General features: G+C 62.1%; 15 protein-coding genes. 8 read left to right on the top strand and 7 right to left on the bottom strand.

All coding sequences use genetic code 11. The features are described from left to right. Positions 1-69: 69 nt before the first annotated feature. Entirely contained in the window at positions 70-1,044 is a 975-nt protein-coding gene (gene trxB / locus AC1DDS_RS16415) for a thioredoxin-disulfide reductase (RefSeq protein WP_477479924.1), read from the bottom strand. A 226-nt stretch (positions 1,045-1,270) separates the two neighbouring features. On the opposite strand from trxB, the gene AC1DDS_RS16420 reads away from it, so the two are divergent. From AC1DDS_RS16420 to AC1DDS_RS16430, 3 genes are read left to right on the top strand one after another with little or no spacing between them, the layout of a single operon-like run. Beyond that, the gene (locus AC1DDS_RS16420; RefSeq protein ID WP_310419553.1) at positions 1,271-1,738 is read left to right on the top strand and encodes an Lrp/AsnC family transcriptional regulator; all 468 of its coding nucleotides are present in this window, start codon (positions 1,271-1,273) and stop codon (positions 1,736-1,738) included. A gap of 4 nt (positions 1,739-1,742) precedes the next feature. Next, positions 1,743-2,678 (top strand): glycosyl transferase, encoded by a 936-nt coding sequence (locus AC1DDS_RS16425; protein ID WP_477479864.1) that lies wholly within the window; start codon positions 1,743-1,745, stop codon positions 2,676-2,678. A 26-nt stretch (positions 2,679-2,704) separates the two neighbouring features. Next, on the top strand, positions 2,705-3,619 hold the full coding sequence (locus AC1DDS_RS16430; protein WP_477479865.1) for a glycosyltransferase family 92 protein: 915 nt from the start codon (positions 2,705-2,707) through the stop codon (positions 3,617-3,619). Positions 3,620-3,664: 45 nt separating this feature from the next. On the opposite strand, the gene AC1DDS_RS16435 is transcribed toward AC1DDS_RS16430, so the two are convergent. The 5 genes from AC1DDS_RS16435 to carB all read right to left on the bottom strand — a co-directional run bounded on the left by AC1DDS_RS16435 (position 3,665) and on the right by carB (position 10,930). Then, positions 3,665-4,684: a glycosyltransferase family 2 protein gene (locus AC1DDS_RS16435; RefSeq protein ID WP_477479866.1), complete on the bottom strand. Its 1,020-nt coding sequence runs from the start codon at positions 4,682-4,684 to the stop codon at positions 3,665-3,667. A gap of 66 nt (positions 4,685-4,750) precedes the next feature. Continuing rightward, positions 4,751-5,449 (bottom strand): putative nucleotide-diphospho-sugar transferase, encoded by a 699-nt coding sequence (locus tag AC1DDS_RS16440; RefSeq protein ID WP_477479867.1) that lies wholly within the window; start codon positions 5,447-5,449, stop codon positions 4,751-4,753. Between the two features lie 105 nt (positions 5,450-5,554). After that, positions 5,555-6,637, bottom strand: a complete 1,083-nt coding sequence (locus AC1DDS_RS16445; RefSeq protein ID WP_477479868.1) for a glycosyltransferase family 4 protein — start codon at positions 6,635-6,637, stop codon at positions 5,555-5,557. Between the two features lie 10 nt (positions 6,638-6,647). Then, positions 6,648-7,124, bottom strand: coding sequence for a transcription elongation factor GreA (greA, locus tag AC1DDS_RS16450; protein WP_310419573.1), 477 nt, complete (start codon positions 7,122-7,124; stop codon positions 6,648-6,650). 323 nt (positions 7,125-7,447) lie between these two features. Continuing rightward, a complete protein-coding gene (gene carB, locus AC1DDS_RS16455) occupies positions 7,448-10,930 on the bottom strand; it encodes a carbamoyl-phosphate synthase large subunit (protein ID WP_477479869.1) in 3,483 nt (1,160 codons plus the stop codon). Between the two features lie 280 nt (positions 10,931-11,210). On the opposite strand from carB, the gene AC1DDS_RS16460 reads away from it, so the two are divergent. From AC1DDS_RS16460 to AC1DDS_RS16475, 4 genes are all read left to right on the top strand, one after another. Further along, positions 11,211-12,182, top strand: a complete 972-nt coding sequence (locus AC1DDS_RS16460; RefSeq protein ID WP_477479870.1) for a phosphatase PAP2 family protein — start codon at positions 11,211-11,213, stop codon at positions 12,180-12,182. A gap of 108 nt (positions 12,183-12,290) precedes the next feature. Beyond that, the gene (ypfJ, locus tag AC1DDS_RS16465) at positions 12,291-13,238 is read left to right on the top strand and encodes a KPN_02809 family neutral zinc metallopeptidase (protein WP_477479871.1); all 948 of its coding nucleotides are present in this window, start codon (positions 12,291-12,293) and stop codon (positions 13,236-13,238) included. 159 nt (positions 13,239-13,397) lie between these two features. Then, on the top strand, positions 13,398-14,648 hold the full coding sequence (locus AC1DDS_RS16470; RefSeq protein WP_477479872.1) for a TCR/Tet family MFS transporter: 1,251 nt from the start codon (positions 13,398-13,400) through the stop codon (positions 14,646-14,648). Positions 14,649-14,841: 193 nt separating this feature from the next. After that, positions 14,842-16,212, top strand: a complete 1,371-nt coding sequence (locus AC1DDS_RS16475) for an MATE family efflux transporter (RefSeq protein WP_477479873.1) — start codon at positions 14,842-14,844, stop codon at positions 16,210-16,212. Positions 16,213-16,348: 136 nt separating this feature from the next. Here the strand turns inward: AC1DDS_RS16475 and carA are convergent, their stop codons facing one another. Beyond that, positions 16,349-17,557 (bottom strand): glutamine-hydrolyzing carbamoyl-phosphate synthase small subunit, encoded by a 1,209-nt coding sequence (carA, locus tag AC1DDS_RS16480; protein ID WP_477479874.1) that lies wholly within the window; start codon positions 17,555-17,557, stop codon positions 16,349-16,351. A 337-nt stretch (positions 17,558-17,894) separates the two neighbouring features. Here carA and AC1DDS_RS16485 point away from each other — a divergent pair, with 337 nt between their 5' ends. After that, positions 17,895-18,344, top strand: a complete 450-nt coding sequence (locus AC1DDS_RS16485) for a GatB/YqeY domain-containing protein (protein WP_477479875.1) — start codon at positions 17,895-17,897, stop codon at positions 18,342-18,344. Positions 18,345-18,447: the final 103 nt, after the last annotated feature.

Genomic DNA, 18,447 nt, shown 5'->3' on the forward strand with positions numbered 1-18,447 from the left:
CTGATGAACTACTGTTCCCACTCCCGCGATTGCGGGCCGGAAGCCCGCCTCGCGTTGTATTGGCGGCTTCTACTCGGCCGCAATTGCGACAGGCATATGACCTGCCAGGTACTTTTCCGCTTCAAGTGCGGCCATGCAGCCCATGCCGGCTGCGGTCACTGCCTGGCGATAGATGTCGTCCGTCACGTCGCCGGCGGCAAACACGCCCGGCACGTCCGTCGCCGTCGAATCCGGCGCCGTCCACAGGTAGCCGTTCGGCTTCTGCTTCAGCTTTCCGACGAAAAGTTCGACGGCCGGCGCATGGCCGATCGCTACGAAGACGCCGTCGGTCGCCATGTCGGAGGTCGCGCCGGTCTTGGTGTTCCTGAGCCGGACGCCGTTGACCGAAGCCGGCATCGGCGGCTTCGCCTCGGCGCCGAGATATTCGATCACCTCGTGATCCCAGATGACCTTGACGTTCGGCTTGGCGAACAGGCGCTCCTGCAGGATCTTTTCGGAACGGAACGAGTCACGACGGTGCACGACCGTCACGGTCCTGGCGAGGTTGGAGAGATAAAGGGCCTCTTCAACGGCCGAGTTGCCGCCGCCGACGACGATCACGTCCTTGTTGCGGTAGAAGAAGCCGTCGCAGGTGGCGCAGGCGGAAACGCCAAAACCTTGGAACTTGTGTTCGGTCTCAATGCCGAGCCACTTGGCCTTGGCGCCGGTGGCAATGATCAGCGTGTCGGCAGTCCATTCAGTCCCGCTGTCGGTCGAGATGCGGAACGGACGCACGTCGAGTTCGACCTTGGTGACGAGGTCGTTGACGATCTCGGCGCCGACGTGCTGGGCCTGCTTGAGCATCTGCTCCATCATCCAGGGGCCCTGCACCGGATCGGCATAGCCGGGATAGTTCTCGACGTCGGTCGTGATCATCAACTGGCCGCCCTGTTCCATGCCGGCGATCAGCACGGGTTCCAGCATCGCGCGCGCCGTGTAGATGGCGGCGGTGTAGCCGGCGGGACCGGAGCCGATGATCAGAACCTTGACGTGACGGGCAGACATGCTGCTCTCCTTGGCATAGCGCGGGCTACCGGCAGGCGGGCCGGCGCGGACTGTGACGATTGTGACGCTCATTTATGAGTGCAGCCTCCTTATATTCAAGGGCAAGACCGCACTTGCCAACAGGCTTGGCACCGGACGCGACATTTTTGTTCATGTCGATGCAATTATCTTACGCTCCCCGGACGTTTCTGGTAATGCGCCCTCAATCAATCAAGGAAGCAACAACGTGTTTCGCGCCGAACTCGACGCCATCGACATCAAGATCCTGAAGGAACTGCAGGCCGACGGCCGCATGACCAATGTGGACCTCGCCGCCAAGGCCGGCATCTCCGCGCCGCCATGCCTGCGCCGCGTGCGCAAGCTGGAAGAGGCCGGCGTCATCGAGGGATACCACGCGATGCTGAATGCACCGGCGCTCGGCTTCGACCTCGTCGCCTTCTGCATGGTCGGCCTGAAGCATCAGTCCGAGGCCAACCTCAAGGCTTTCGCCGGCGCCACCGCCGAATGGCCGCTCGTCCGCCAGGCCTGGATGGTGTCCGGCGACAGCGATTTCCTCCTCCACTGCGTCGCCGAGAACCTCACCCGCTTCCAGGACTTCGTCATCGAGGTGCTGACGGCCAACGAACACGTCGACACGGTCCGCACGATGCTGACGATCCGCCAGGTCAAGAAGCTCGGGCTGGTGGAGGTGTGAGGGGGTGGCGCGCTCGAACCGACCGTTTTCCCGGTCGCTGATCAAGCTCGGGTTCCGGATCCTTCTGGGGCCCTCGCGCGCTCATGTGCAGGACTGGTTTCCGGGCCTGCAGCTTGCGTTGCCGTCCGGGACAACCTCCGGGCAGATCGCCTACAGGGGAAGGCAGGTTGCGCCATTGCTGTCGGCCGACGTGCTGCTTCAGCGTTCGGGCGATGCGATCTATGTCGTCGGCTCGGGGCCGTCGATCAGCGGCAATGACCTGAGCAGGATTGCGCCTTCCAGTGCCATCTTGCTGAACGGGGCCATCCACCTGATCGGAAACGCAGTCGCGGACCCCCTCGCCGTGGCCATCGAGGACGAACGGTTCGTATGGCGTCACTTTGATGTCATGCGGCGTTACGTTAGGCCGGGCACAATCTGCCTGCTGTCTGTTGCCGTCATTCGAGCCGTCTGCGAACAGGATCCCGCGTGGCTGCGTGAACGGACGGTGGTTCTGATCGATGATGTCCGCGCTCCCTACAGGGGGAGGCTGCGGTCCGTCTCGGAGGTTAACTCCCTCGGCTATGTTCGCACGACGCAGGACGGTTCAGCCGGGTTCTCGGTCGATCCCGACCGCGGTGTTTTCAAGGCTGGATCGGTTGCGGTAAGCGCCACGCAATTTGCTTTTCATTGCCGGCCGGGGCGTATCGGCTTCTTTGGCATCGACATTTCAAATGCGGACAGTCCGCGCTTCTACGAGGCGCCGGGCCAAAGCGCCTTCTCCGGCATCGCCCGTGCCGAGGCGCGGATCCTGGCGTCGTTCGCACTTGCACGCACGATCGCCGAGGAACTGGGCATCGAGCTCGTCAATTTTTCGCCAGTTTCCGCGCTATCGAAATGCGGTATCCGCTATGACGAACGCTATGCGATCGCCGCCCCGTCCGGCGGCCGGACGGGTTGACCCGTGTTCGCCTGCAAGGAGTAACAATGCGCCTGTTCCGTAAGAAAATCCCCTACACCAAGCAGCTTGCGATCACCCCCCCGAGACCCGCGCCGGATCGGGCCGGCATTGCCGTCGTGACGTGCGTCAAGAACGAAGGGCGCTATATTGCCGACTGGCTGAAATTCCATCAGGCCGTCGGGGTTGTCCACTTCTATATCTATGACAATGGATCTACCGACGACGGAATGAGGATTGTCGAAGAGGTGTTGGACAAGTCTGCTTTTACCATCATCCCCTGGGCCGGCGGGATGGTCGACGTTTCGCTGGGGCACCTTTTGAACTGGCAGGCGGTGGCGTTCGCCCATGCCATCCTCAATTTCGGCAGTCGCTATAAGTGGATGGCGTTTATCGACGTCGACGAATTTCTTCTTCCAAAAAAGGGCCGCACTATCGAAGAGGCCCTGGCCGGCGCCAAGGGGGCTCCGAACATCTCGCTTCCCTGGCACATGTTCGGGACAAGCGGTCACAAGTCGCCGCCGAAGGGTTCGATCTTGCGAAACTTCACCCGCAGGTCGGCGGATCCTTTGAGCTCCAGAAAAAATGCGAGCAACTTCAAGTGTATCGTCGATCCTTGTGAGGTCTCGGAGGTCAGCATCCACCACTTCTCGACCGCCAAGCACGGGGAAAACTCCGCCAACGACGTAGGATCCTTCTTCTCCAGGAAGGGACGCAAGCATAAGGCGTTCTATTCTTCCGAATGCATCCAGCTTAATCACTACTACAGTAAATCCGAGGAGGAGTTGCGCGAGAAGCTCTCTCGCGGTCCCGCGTCGCCAGCCTCGAGAAAGCGATACGAGGATCGGGTCCTGTCGGCCATGAAAAACATCGAAGCCGATACCGTCGAAGACAACGCCATGATCGCGTTCCTGGACAAGCACAAGATCGATTGTATCGGGTAATGGAGTACTCGGGTCTGGCAGCCGGCATCGGCGGCTGCCGACTCATCAGTCCCAGAGCTTGGGCATGAAACCCAACTCGACGAGTTGGTCGGGGCCGCGATAGGCCAGCGACACGGCGTCGTCGTGGAAATCGAGGCGCTGGTGGGCGCGCAGTGCTTCTTTGAGAACACGATACTCGGAGGCATCGTTAAAATGCTGCCCGTCCGAGATCGCGGACGCCACCTTCTCGCCGATGTCGGCGAAGAATTTGAAGTGCAGCAGGACGCCAGTAATGGGTGCAAAGTTTCGCGCAAATGGTTGGGGCGTGTGGATGCTCTGAGACAGGGAGCAAGCCTCGTCCCAGTATATCAGCGGGTACTTTACCAATTGATTGGAGAGGCCGAGTTTGCGCGCCCTCGGCCCCCCCTTCACTGACCAGCCCCAACTGCTTTGTTTGATGACATAACCGCTTCCGTCAAATTCGCTGGCGACGTGCCAGGGCGTGACGTCGTCGGTCAGCGCGTCGTTGGACGTGGAACCTGGATAGAAGTCGATCATGGGCGCGGGGAGGCGGGTATAACCGCGTGAGCGAAGGAAGTGCGCCAGATCCGCCAGCTTCTTGGGACCGGCATGATCGTAGGTCAGGTATTCGTCGATATCGATGTTCAGGTACCAGCGGTCGAGGCCGTATCGGTTCATGAGGGCCTCCCGCCAGAGTAACCCACCCTCCGCCTCCTTGAAACGCAACGCGGAGACCCACAGGTCCACATCCGCTTGGCTTCGCAGGTATTCCGCTGTGCCATCAGATGACCTGTCATCCACGACGATGAACCGTGTGGCGCCAAGCTGACGGTAGTGCTTCAGAAACGAAGGAAGGTATTTTCGTTCGTCTCTTACTGCCACGACCACGGCGATCTCGCGGTCGAGAAGGGACGTTCCCATTCCCGAGACAAAGCTCAGCTTCGGATCGATGGGCGGCGCGGATCGTTTTGCTTTGATATCCCGCAACCATGTTCGCAGTCGTCGCGCGATTCCCCGTGCGGGCGCCTTGAGGTCCTTGTGCGGGTAGTTTGCGGTCCCCGGCATTTATCCAACCCTATTAATTTCCAGGCTTGTGCCTACCGCATATTGCGTTCCAAGCGACAGCGGAGTTCAGATTTTCATGGCCTTTCTACGCTTACGCCACGCAGAGAAAAGGCGGGGACGTTCCAGTCCGTGCCAGTGGAAGATACGCGGTGAGAGTAGGTCGCGATCCGCCTCGTTCAGTTTATGACGCAGTTTTCTGCTCCGGACGTTGAATTCGGGCGGCAATATGTGGAACCTCAAGTCTGAGTTCCAAAGCGTGATGCGAAGCGAGGGCTGGTCTAGTCCGCGCGTTTCCTTCTCGTATGCGTAGAAATGGTCATGCCAGGATTTGAAGAACTGCGCGGTATTGGCATTCTTGCGAAACGCAACGACGCCACCGTTGATCTCTGGAAATGTGCCTGGAATGGCATTGTAGGCCGCTATCGAGGCGCTGGTCTTGCTACCTTTACGCTTGTCGTCATGCGTCGCAGCCAGATCGAATTTTTCCAGAACCTCGAATATGTCTCCGATGTCACTGAGAACCTCGGTATCGCTATCGAGATAGAGAGTATATTCATAGGGCGACTGATATATGAAATCCACTTTCGCCCGTCGATGCGAAGGGTTTATCACGACGACCTTGTCGAAATGGGGTGATTCCACCGCCGTGTCGGTGAATATGCAGGTAGACAATCCAGGGTTATGCGTTTTTACCGATTTGGCAGAATGAGTGGCCTCGGAAACATAACGTTCTCCGAACGCGATATAGATGATGCCCTTGTTCATTCTCGTCGTTCTTTCCCGATTGTGCGGTAGTGCCTAGCAACAATAGTGCCGACTGCGAAGCGTCAATCCCTCGATTTTTGGAGACGATGATGCTCTTCAGCGCGGCTATGGCTCGCACTGCAGCCGTGCATACACGTCCCCGATTGCCACTGCTTCCCTCTCAAGCGCAAAGTAGGCCCGCACATGCGCCAGTGCCTTGCGGCCGGCGTGGATTGTTGCGTCCGGATCGCCCATGTAGCGTTCGATCGCCGCCGTCAGCGCCTCGCCGTCGCCGCCCGGCACGATCGAGCCGGTTTGTCCTTCGATGGTCATCTCGCCATAGGCGCCGGCATCGGAGGTGACGACCGCCGTCTGCGAGGCCATCGCCTCCAGCGGTGTCAGCCCGAAGCCTTCGTTGCGGGAGGGGGCGACATAGAGCGTCAGGCGCCGGTACCACGGCTTGATGTCGTCCACTTCGCCGAGGAAGACGATGCGGTCGGCGAGGCCCGCGGCGGCGATCTCGGCTTTCAATCCATCGCCGAAGGCTTTGTGTTCGGGTGTGATGCGACCAGAAATCACGGCCGTCCAGTCCGGAAAGCGTGGCAGAAGTTCGATCATTGCCCGGACGAAGAGGTCGGTGCCCTTCTGGTGGCGCACCCGGCCGAAGCAGCCGACGAGGTATTTTCCGGGCAGGCCCGTGGCCGCGATCGTGTCGTCCGAACCGGTGGGCGGGTGGAAGCGCTCGAGATCGACCCCGTGTTGAATGACCGTGTGCGGCACCTCGAGGAACGAGCCGGAGCGCGCGCTGGTCGCGATCACCGCGTCCATGCGGCGGATGAGGAACTTCGTGTAGCGGCTGTGGCGGCGCTGGGCCGCCGAGGTGAAGAGCAGCTTCAGCGGCATGCGGAGCACGTCGCGCAAGATGATCCCCGGCAGCATCTCGGTGTTGCGACGGGCGTGCCAGACGCGATTGCTGCGGCCGGCCGGCGGACGCCACAGCGAGAAGAGGTCGGAAAAGCGGATATGCGGCAGGTCGGCGGGCAGACCCGGGCCAAGCGTCGCGACGCGCTGGCCGAGGGCCTGCTGCATCGGCACCAGCTGGATGATCGTCGAGGTGACGCCGGACAGGCGCCGCTTGAAGTTTGGGGCGACGACGTCGACATCGGCGATGTCGACGCGTGCGGCGTCCTTATCCGGGGAGACCGTCATCAGAAGGGGATCAGCCCCAGGTGACGGCGAGGATTTCGTAGGCCTTCGAGCCGCCCGGTGCGTTCACCTCGATCGAATCGCCGACTTCCTTGCCGATCAACGCGCGCGCGATCGGCGAGGAGATCGAGATGCGGCCGGCCTTCACGTCGGCCTCCTGGTCGCCGACGATCTGGTAGGTCTTCTCTTCCTCGGTGTCCTCGTCGACGAGCTTCACCTTGGCTCCGAACTTGACCTTGTCGCCGGACATCTTCGACAGGTCGATCACCTCGGCGCGGGCGACGAGATCCTCGAGTTCCGTGACGCGGCCCTCGTTGTGGCTCTGCGCTTCCTTGGCGGCATGGTACTCGGCGTTTTCGGATAGGTCGCCATGGGCGCGCGCTTCGGAAATTGCCTCGATGATTCTCGGGCGCTCCTCCTGCTGGCGCCAGCGCAGTTCTTCCTGCAGCTTGACGAACCCGCCCTGCGTCATCGGAACCTTTTCGACCATTTTATCCTGTCCTTCCAATCGCGGCGCCCCGTCCATCGCAGGCACGCACGCAAAATAAAACGGTTTCCGGGGCGTTAGCCCCGGAACCCGCAGAACTGTTTGAACGGCGCTTATAGCAGAAACCGGCGAACAAAAGCCAGTTTATTTCGGCGGCGGCCGGCAGGGCTGGGCAAGGAACAGCGCGCAGCTTCAGTAGCTGTCCGCCGCCGGACTTTGCAGCTTTTGACCGCAAACTTTGCGGCAAAGGCCGGAGAACCTCGGCGGCGAAAGGCGTTGCCGGTATTTCTACATGCAAAGCCCGGTGCCGCCAAAGTTACATCGGCTTAGAAATAGCTCTGCAGCGGATGCACCTCGAGCTGGCCTTCCTTCAGCGCCTTGATCGCCTGGGCTGCGGCTTCGGCGCCTGCCATGGTCGTGTAGTAGGGCACCTTCTGCATCAGGGCGGCGCGGCGCAAGGACTTCGAGTCGGAGATCGCCTTGGTGCCGTCCGTCGTGTTGATGACGAGCTGGACCTGGCGGTTGCGGATCGCGTCCTCGATATGCGGACGGCCCTCCTGCACCTTGTTGACCTTCGTCGCCTCGATGCCGTTTTCGCCAAGGAAGCGCGCGGTGCCGGAGGTGGCGAGCACCTTGAAGCCGATCGAGGTGAGAATGCGGATCGCCGGCAGCACCCGCTCCTTGTCCTCGTCGCGCACCGAGACGAACACCGCGCCGTCACGCGGCAGGTCGACGCCGGCGCCGAGCTGAGACTTGGCGAAGGCGAGCGGGAAGCTGGTGTCGAGGCCCATCACCTCGCCGGTGGAGCGCATTTCCGGGCCGAGCAGCGTGTCGACGCCCGGGAAGCGGGCAAACGGGAAGACGGCTTCCTTGACGGCGATGTGCTTCAGCTTGCGCGGATCGGGCTTCTCGCCATAGGCGGCGATTGCCACGTCCAGCTTTTCGCCTGCCATGACGCGGGCGGCGATCTTGGCGATCGGGGCGCCGATGGTCTTGGCGACGAAGGGCACGGTGCGCGAGGCGCGCGGGTTGACTTCGAGCACGTAGATCGTGCCGTCCTTGATGGCGTACTGCACGTTCATCAGGCCGCCGACGTTCAGCGCCTTGGCCAGCGCCTTCGTCTGGCGCTCCAGTTCCTCGACCATCTCGGCGGACAGCGTGCGAACCGGCAGCGAGCAGGCCGAGTCACCGGAATGGATGCCGGCTTCCTCGATGTGCTCCATGATGCCCGAGACGAACACGCTTTCCCCGTCGCAGAGCGCATCGACGTCCACCTCGACGGCGTTGGTCAGGTAGCTGTCGAACAACAGTGGGTTCTTGCCGAGCAGCGTGTTGATCTGGCCGGTCTTATCGTTCGGGTAGCGCTGCTTTATGTCTTCCGGCACGAGGCCGGGGACGGTGTCGAGCAGGTAGGTCTGCAGCATCGATTCGGAGTGGATGATCTGCATCGCGCGGCCGCCAAGCACGTAGGACGGGCGCACGACCAGCGGGAAGCCAATCTCGGCGGCGACGAGGCGAGCCTGCTCGACCGAATAGGCGATGCCGTTGTTCGGCTGGGTCAGGTCGAGCTTCTGCAGGAGCTTCTGGAAGCGATCGCGGTCCTCGGCGAGGTCGATCATGTCCGGCGCCGTGCCGAGGATCGGAATGCCGTTCTTTTCGAGCGCTTCGGCGAGCTTCAGCGGCGTCTGGCCGCCGAACTGGACGATGACGCCGACCAGCGTGCCGTTCGTCTGCTCGGCCTTGAGGATCTCGATGACGTCCTCGGCCGTCAGCGGCTCGAAGTAGAGGCGGTCGGAGGTGTCGTAGTCGGTCGAGACGGTCTCCGGGTTGCAGTTGACCATGATCGCTTCATAGCCGGCATCCTTCAGCGCGAAGGCGGCGTGGCAGCAGCAGTAGTCGAACTCGATGCCCTGGCCGATGCGGTTCGGGCCGCCGCCGAGGATGACGACCTTCTTCTTGTCGGAAATGCCGGCTTCCGAGCGCGTCTGGCCTGCGAAGGGCTGCTCGTAGGTCGAGTACATGTAGGCGGTCGGCGAGGCGAATTCGGCCGCGCAGGTGTCGATGCGTTTGAAGACCGGGCGGACGTCGAGGCTGTTGCGCAGCTCCGCCACTTCCTTCGGCCGCTTGCCGGAAAGCGTGGCGAGGCGCGCGTCGGAGAAGCCCATCGCCTTCAGCATGCGCAGGTTCTGCGCGTCTTCCGGCAGGCCGTGCAGGCGGATGCGCGCTTCCATGTCGACGATCGCCTTGAACTGGGCGATGAACCACGGGTCGATCTTCGAGCCTTCGTGCACCTCTTCCGGGGTGAAGCCCATGCGCAGCGCCTGGGCGACCATGCGCAGGCGATCCGGCGTCGGCGTGGAGATTGCCGCACGCACGGCGTTCTTGCCGTCGCCGTCCTCGTAGCCGGGGATCTCGATCTCGTCGAGGCCGGTCAGTCCGGTCTCGAGGCCGCGTAGCGCCTTCTGCAGCGATTCGGCAAAGGTGCGGCCGATCGCCATGACCTCGCCGACCGACTTCATGGCGGTGGTCAGCGTCGGCTCGGCACCAGGGAACTTTTCGAAGGCGAAGCGCGGGATCTTGGTGACGACGTAGTCGATCGACGGCTCGAACGAGGCCGGCGTCGCGCCGCCGGTGATGTCGTTTTCCAGTTCGTCCAGCGTGTAGCCGATCGCGAGCTTCGCGGCGATCTTGGCGATCGGGAAGCCTGTGGCCTTGGAGGCCAGAGCAGACGAGCGCGAGACGCGTGGGTTCATCTCGATGACGACGAGGCGGCCATTGGCGGGATTGACGGCGAACTGCACGTTCGAGCCGCCGGTCTCGACCCCGATCTCGCGCAGCACCGCGATCGAGGCGTTGCGCATGATCTGGTATTCCTTGTCGGTCAGGGTGAGGGCAGGGGCCACCGTGATCGAATCGCCCGTGTGCACGCCCATCGGGTCGATGTTCTCGATCGAGCAGATGATGATGCAGTTGTCCGCCTTGTCGCGGACGACCTCCATCTCATACTCCTTCCAGCCGAGCACGCTTTCCTCGATGAGGACTTCCGTGGTTGGCGAGGCGTCGAGGCCGGAATTGACGATCTCGAAAAATTCCGAGCGGTTGTAGGCGATGCCGCCTCCGGTGCCGCCGAGGGTGAAGGAGGGGCGGATGATCGCGGGCAGGCCGATCTCGTCGAGCGCGGTCGCGCCGATCGCCATGGCATGGCTCATGTAGCGCTGCTTGCGGTCGGTCTCGCCGAGGTTCCACTGGTTCTCCAGCTCGTCCAGCGCCTTGTCGAGCGCATCGCCGGAAAGCTCGGCCTTGAGCTTGGCGCGCTCGGCCTCGTGCTTCTTGCGGTCGGCGTCCTTGATCTCGGTGGCGTTGGCCAGAAGCGACCTCGGCGTCTCGAGCCCGATCTTCGCCATGGCCTCGCGGAACAGGGCGCGGTCCTCGGCCTTGTCGATCGCTTCGGGCTTGGCGCCGATCATCTCGACATTGTAGCGCTCGAGTACGCCCATGCGCTTGAGGGACAGCGCGGTGTTGAGGGCCGTCTGGCCGCCCATGGTCGGCAGCAGCGCGTCGGGGCGTTCCTTGGCGATGATCTTGGCGACGACTTCCGGGGTGATCGGCTCGATGTAGGTCGCGTCCGCCAGTCCCGGATCGGTCATGATCGTCGCCGGGTTGGAGTTGACGAGGATGACGCGGTAGCCTTCCTCCTTCAGCGCCTTGCAGGCCTGGGTGCCGGAATAGTCGAATTCGCAGGCCTGCCCGATGACGATCGGTCCCGCGCCGATGATGAGGATCGATTTGATGTCTTGGCGCTTGGGCATGGCTCTATCCGTTCGTTCGCCTGCGCGAAAAACCGGCCAGGGTGGGAGGTTCACCGGCCGGGGCGCGAAAGGCATGGTCTTTAAAGGCTAGAAGCGGCTTATAGGCAAATGCGACCCCGAGCGAAACCCCGAAAATTGTGAAAAGCGGAGAATCTACAGCCGAAACGTCGGTTTCCAGAACGGTCAAACTCACTTGCAACTTTGTATTGAGTCGCTTCCGTTAAGGAAATCACAGGATGAGCTCGCTAGGGTTGTGTAAAGCCATAGGCGAGAGCGTTCGATGTCCATCTTTCCCGGAAAATTCACATACTTCACGATGCTGCTGATCATTCTTGCGGATGTCTGCCTCCTTTGGGTAACAGGCCTCAGGCTTTCCCTCGACCAGTTCCTCCGCTCCGGCTTGACGGTGTTGCTGTTCGCTGCATGCGTAGCCTGGATCGGGCGGGTTTCGCCGTCGTCAGAACGGGCCGAAAGGCTGTTCCACCGCACGTCCTGCCTGATGCAGGGGATGATTTTTTTGTTGCTAGGGTGGATAGCGGTTCGCGTTCTCAACCATGCAAGCATGCGCACCAGCATCGAACATGCTGATGCTAAGCTCGCGGGCTGGGATACGACGCTCGGGCTGGACTGGCCCTCCTATTTCGAGTTCGTCCGAGGGTCCCCTCTTCTTCGTACGTTGATGGACCACAGCTACACGTCCCTGAGTTTGCTTAGCTTTGTCTCCTTTCTGGCTCTCATGTTGTATCGCGACACGCGGAGAGCAGGCTTCTTTCTCGAAGGTTTCTTCTTTACTGCCGTCATATGCACGGTGATCGGAATGTTCTTCCCCGCCAAGGCGGCGGTCGCAACCTACCTTGGCGAGAACGCGGTCTTTTCGGATTTCAATGAGCCGCCCGGATTGTACCATCTGGCGCATATGGAGGCTCTGCGTGGCAATGCCGTTCATGCACTGGATCTCGCGAACATGCCTGGTCTGGTGACATTTCCGTCCTTCCATACGGCTGCCGGCATTATCCTGATGGCGGGTTTCTGGCGGACGTGGCTGCTCTGGCCCATTGCTATTTATAGCGTCGTGATGATCGCCTCGACGCCCGTTTTTGGCGGTCATTATTTCGTCGATCTGTTTGCGGGGGCGGCGATCGCACTGGCTATCGTCGGTGTTCTGTCTTCGCTGCCCCGTTACCGGAACCTGTTCTCGGTAGGCAGCGGGACAGATACGGTTCCTGTTGTCATTGGCGAAGGTGCTGGCTGATCGGAACAATGCGCTCCACGCAACCAACGGAGCACTTTTGCGTTCTGCAAAGACCCTATAATATGCATTTCCGACATTGCGGATGCCGTCGCGGCAAGGGAGCTTATCATGGAGTGGAAGGGCCGCCGTCAGTCCAGCAACGTCGAGGATCAGCGCGGTGCCGAGGGGCAGGGCGGCCTCGGCAACAGTCCCTTCGGGCGAGGCGGAGGCTTTCGCATCCCGATGGGCGGCGGGCCGGGCCGCGCCGGTGGGGGGCTCAGCTTCGGCACCATCATCTTCCTCGTCGCGCTGTATTTCCTTCTCCGGATGATGGGAGTGGATCTCCTGCAGGTGCTGGGCGAGGGGGGCGGCGGGCAGGTGAACCTGCCGGGCTTCGAGCAGACCGAGAGCGCCAGCCGCGCCAACTCGCCCGCGCAGGAGGAAACGAAGCAGTTCATGGCGACCGTGCTCGCCGAGACCGAGGATGTCTGGAACGGCATCTTCCAGGCGAGCGGCGCACAGTACGAGGAGCCGAAACTCGTGCTCTTTTCGAATTCGATCCAGTCGGCCTGTGGCTTTGCATCGGCTGCGACCGGACCGTTCTATTGCCCGGGCGATCACAAGGTCTATCTCGATATGGCCTTCTTCGATGAACTGGCGAAACGCTTTGATGCCGCCGGCGACTTCGCCCAGGCCTATGTCGTCGCCCATGAGGTCGGTCATCACGTCCAGAACCTCACCGGCGTGCTGCCGAAGTTCAACCGCGCGCGCCAGCAGATGAGCGAGGCCGACGCCAACCAGATGTCGATCCGGGTCGAACTGCAGGCCGATTGCTATGCCGGTATCTGGGGCAAATACACCGAACAGAAGGGGCTGCTCGATACCGGTGATCTCGAGGAGGCTCTGAACGCTGCCGTCCAGATCGGCGACGACACCATCCAGAAGCGCACGCAGGGCTACGTGGTGCCGGAAAGCTTCAACCACGGCACCTCCGAGCAGCGCCAGCGCTGGTTCAAACGCGGTTTCGACACCGGCCGCGTGCAGGACTGCGACACATTCCAGGCTGCAAACCCCTAGTCCGACGCTTTGATGGTTTGTGGCGTGGGCGAGCGGGCGACGTGAGGTGCCGTCCTCGTCATCGTCAATTCGCAATATTCACGTATTGGTTCATACAGGCTTCTGTTTTAAAACGCAGACGTCCATTTCTTCGCGCGCTTTTCCGCCGGGATACCTCCGATGAACGATGAAAAATCCGTCCGACGAGGCCTCGCCCTCGTTTTCATGATCATGTTCCTCGATGTGATCGGCATTGCCATCATCGTGCCGGTGCTGCCGACCTATCTGGAGCAACTGACCGGCGACGACATCGGCACGGCGGCGGTCGACGGCGGCTGGTTGCTGCTTGTCTATTCGGCCATGCAGTTCCTGTTCGCGCCTTTGATCGGCAACCTCTCCGACCGATTCGGGCGACGGCCGGTCTTGCTCGTATCGGTATTCACCTTCGCCATCGACAACCTCATCTGCGCGCTCGCCACCAGCTTCTGGATGCTGTTCGTCGGCCGCGTGCTGGCCGGCATCAGCGGCGCGAGCTTCGGCACCGGCGCGGCCTACATCGCCGACGTCAGCACCGACGAGACGCGGGCCAAGAATTTCGGCCTGATCGGCATCGCCTTCGGCACCGGCTTCGCGCTCGGTCCGGTCATCGGTGGCTTCCTTGGCGAGTTCGGCCCGCGCGTGCCCTTTTACGGTGCCGCCGCGCTCGCCTTCCTCAACTTTGCAATCGCCTGGGCTTTGCTGCCGGAAAGCCTGGAAGCGAAGCACCGCCGCCGCTTCGAGTTCGCGCGCGCCAATCCGCTCGGCGCCCTGCAGCAGATGCGCAGCTATCCCGGCATTCTCGGGGTGCTGCTGGTCTTCTTCCTCTACTGGCTCGCCCATTCTGTCTATCCCGCCGTATGGGCCTTCGTAGGGGCCTATCGTTACGGCTGGTCGGAGGGGCAGATCGGTCTTTCGCTCGGCATTTTCGGCATCGGTGCCGCACTCGTCATGGCATTCGTGCTGCCGCGCGTCGTGCCGGTGCTCGGCGAGTGGCGCACAGCAGTGCTTGGCCTTTCGTTCTCGGTGCTGGGGCTCGCCGGATACGCCACCGCTTGGCAGGGCTGGATGGTTTATGCGGTGATCCTGCTGACAACGATCGAGAACTTGGCCGACCCGCCACTGCGTTCGATCGCCGCGGCGAAGGTTCCACCGTCGGCCCAGGGCGAACTGCAGGGGGCGCTCTCGAGCCTCTCGAGCATCACCACGATCGCAGGGGCGTTGATCTTCACCCAGACTTTCGGCTATTTCACGGGACCTGACGCTCCGGTCAGCTTTGCTGGAGCACCCTATGCGCTTGCCGCGGTCATTCTGCTTTCGGGCGTCGCGGTGTTCGTGCTGAAGGTCCGGGGGCAGCCGAGCGAAGGGGCGAAAGCCGCTGAAGTAACCACTTGAGCCGTTTCCGGCGCAGCCTGTTCTTCTCCGAACATTGGAGCAGGCTTGGTGAGTTCCGCTTGAATCTACTGAATTCGATCTCGAAGGAGTGCGCTTTCGCGCCCGCTTTCACATTTTTGATCGATGAATAAACGCTATTCGATTGATCGGGCCCCGCCGATGTGATCGGAAGCGACCGAAAGGTAGCAGAATCATGCATACTATCGCAAAACGCGAAGACAATGGCTGGGCGGCCCATATTCGCGCGACGCTCGCCCTCGGTATCCCGTTGATCGGTGCGCAGTTGGCGCAGCTCGGTATCCACACGACCGACGTCGTCATTCTCGGGCGGTTGGGTGCTGCCCACCTGGCGGCGATCGTGCTCGCAGGGCAGTTCTACTTCACCATCTTCATCTTCGGTTCGGGCTTTGCGACCGCCGTGATTCCGATGGTTGCGCAGGCCTATGGGCGCGGCGACCTCGTCTCGGTGCGCCGATCGGTGCGCATGGGCATGTGGGTCGTGCTGCTCTACTCACTGGTGACGGTGCCGATCTTCTCGTATGCCGAACAGATTCTGCTCTACGCCGACCAGAAGCCCGAGGTCGCGGCCCTTGCACACCGGTACCTCGCGATCGTCCATTGGGGCCTGCCGCCGGCGTTGCTTTTCATGACCTTGCGCGGGCTGGTCAGCGCGCACGGCAAGGCGGGGATCATCCTATGGATCACGATCCTTGTCCTCGTCGTCAACGCCATCTTCGCCTATGCACTGGTGCTCGGTCATTTCGGTCTGCCGGCGCTGGGCATGGAGGGGGCGGCAATCGTCTCCTTCGGCGTGAACCTGCTGTCGTTCGTGCTGATCCTGGTCTACGTCCAGAGCCGCCCGGAGATGCGCCGTTACGAGCTGTTTGTCCGGTTCTGGCGTCCCGACTGGCCGGCCTTCTTCGAGGTGCTGCATCTCGGCTTGCCGATCGGTCTCACCATCCTGGCCGAGGTGAGCCTGTTCACCGTCGCCTCGCTGCTGATGGGATCGATCGGCACGATCGAACTGGCCGCCCACGGAATCGCCATGCAACTCACCTCGATCGCCTTCATGTTCCCCTATGGCCTCGCCCAGGCGGCGACGGTTCGCGTCGGCGTGGCGCACGGCAAGGGCGACCATCAAAGCGTCAAGCGGGCCTCGGTGGCAGTGATCGTCGTCGCCTCGCTGATCGCGCTGTCGGGCGGGATCCTCTTCGCGCTCGCGCCGACGGCACTTGCCGGCATCTTCCTCGATCGCCACTCGACCGAGGCCGCGCAGGTGCTCGCCTATGCCGGACCGCTCGTCGTCATCGCCGGCATATTCCAGCTCGTCGACGGCCTGCAGGCGATCGCCTCCGGCCTGCTGCGCGGATTGAAGGACACACGGGTGCCGATGATTCTGGCGCTGATCGCCTACTGGCCGATCGGCTTCGCCTGCGCCTGGACCTTCGCCTTCCCGCTCGGTCTCGGCGGCATCGGCGTCTGGCTCGGCTTCCTCTGTGGCCTCGCGGCCGCCGCCATCCTGCTCAACTGGCGCTACTTCCGCATGCTGGCGCGGCAGGGCTGACGGGCTCGCCCCGCATGACGGCGGAGAGCCGGTGTCGAAAGGCAAGCTTCTACCCACGTCGCATTGCTGCCAAGAACGAGAAAGGCCCGGAAGCGCAAACGCTTCCGGGCCTTTAAATTTCCTGCGTTGCTGGCGCTTACGCCCGCTCAGGGATCGCCTCTTCACCCTTCTTCTCGCGCACTAGGTTGAGGAAGCGGCGGAACAGGTAATGGCTGTCCTGCGGGCCGGGCGAGGCTTCCGGGTGATGCTGCACCGAGAAGACCGGCTTTCCGCTCAGCCGCAGGCCGCAGTTGGTGCCGTCGAATAGCGACACGTGTGTTTCCTCGACGCCCTCAGGCAGCGAGTCGGAGGAAACCGCAAAGCCGTGGTTCATCGACACGATCTCGACCTTGCCGGTGGTGTGGTCCTTGACCGGATGATTGGCGCCGTGGTGGCCCTGGTGCATCTTCTCGGTCTTGGCGCCGACGGCGAGGCCAAGCATCTGGTGACCGAGGCAGATGCCAAACATCGGAATGCCGGTCTTGATCAGGTCCTGGATCACCGGCACCGCGTATTCGCCGGTGGCCGCCGGGTCGCCCGGGCCGTTGGAGAGGAAGACGCCGTCCGGCTTCTGCGCCAGCACCGCCTCGGCGCTCGAGGTCGCCGGCATCACCGTGACCCTGCAGCCGAGGCCGGCAAAGAGGCGCAGAATGTTGCGCTTCACGCCGAAGTCGAGGGCGACGATGTTGTAACTGGCATCACCCTCTGCAAGGTCGTCGTGGCCTTCGTTCCAGACCCAGGGCTGCTCGCTCCAGCGTGAGGACTGGCCGGAGGAGGCGACCTTGGCGAGGTCGAGGCCAACGAGTCCGCTCCAGGCCTTCGCTTCGGCCTTCAGGGTCTCGATGTCGAAGACGCCGGCCGGGTCGTGGGCGATGACGGCGTTCGGTGCGCCGTTTTCACGGATCCAGGCGGTCAGCGCGCGCGTGTCGATGCCACAAAGGCCGATGATGCCGCGCGCCTTCAGCCAGGCGTCGAGGTGCTTCACGGCCCGGTAGTTCGAGGGATCGGTGATGTCGGCCTTGAAGATCACGCCGACCGCGCCGTGGCGCGCCGCAGGCGTCAGGTCTTCGATGTCCTCGTCGTTGGTTCCGACATTGCCGATGTGGGGGAAGGTGAAGGTGACTATCTGGCCGAGATAGGAGGGATCGGTGAGGATCTCCTCGTAGCCGGTCAGCGCCGTGTTGAAGCAGACCTCGGCCTGGACCTTGCCGGTCGCGCCGATGCCCTTGCCTTCGATCACGGTACCATCGGCGAGAACGAGCAGGGCTGTCGGCTTTTCGGTGGTCCAGGGGGCGGTTGAGGTCATGGTCATCCCTTTTCGGGCGGACGGACCGGTCTGCCTTGAAAGGCGTTGGGTCAGCCGCCATTTAATGTCGCAAGCGTGGGCGCGCGGAAGTTCCGCGGAAGGGCCACCACATGCAAATTTCGTGCAGGTGCCGGAAAATAGACAAAGCGGGCGGCGGGGTCAACCGCTCCCTGTGAATTGGTTGGAAATATAAATCCATCAAATTCAATGTCTTAGGCAACGGGTTTGATTGTCTAGGCATTGCTGGTCTATGAGAGCGCACGAATGACAAGACCAACAGGACGGATTCCGACCCGCCATGACCGGCTGCGGGCGCGGACGTCCAGCGGAGAAAAAAATGCGCGAGCAATTCGCAGAATGCCTTAAGGATGCGCTGAAAGCCAAGGAAACGCGCCGCGTTTCGACGGTGCGCCTGATCCAGGCGGCGATCAAGGACCGGGACATCGCCAACCGCGGCGCCGGCAAGGATCCGGTCGACGATGACGGGATCAAGCAGATCCTGTCGAAGATGATCAAGCAGCGCGAGGAGTCTGCGAAGATCTATGAAGACAACGGCCGCCCGGAACTCGCCGCTCAGGAGCGGGAAGAAATCGCCGTCATCAACGGTTTCCTGCCCGAGCAGATCTCGGAGGAGAAGGTGAAGGAACTCTGCGCACAGGTCATCAGCGAGACCGGCGCACAGGGCTTGCGCGACATGGGCAAGTGCATGGGCGTCTTGAAAGAGCGCTATCCCGGGCAGATGGATTTCGCCAAGGCTTCGGGTGTGGTGAAGGACCTGCTGAAGTAGCAGCTTCCCCCCTCCACCTGAGCCAAGTCCTGCGTGGCGTTGTCAGAACAGGCTAATCTTCGGCCGGCCGCTCTCCATGGGCGGCCGGCTTTTTTGGCTGCGC

The sequence above is a fragment of the Mycoplana sp. 10N416 genome (genome assembly GCF_056394765.1).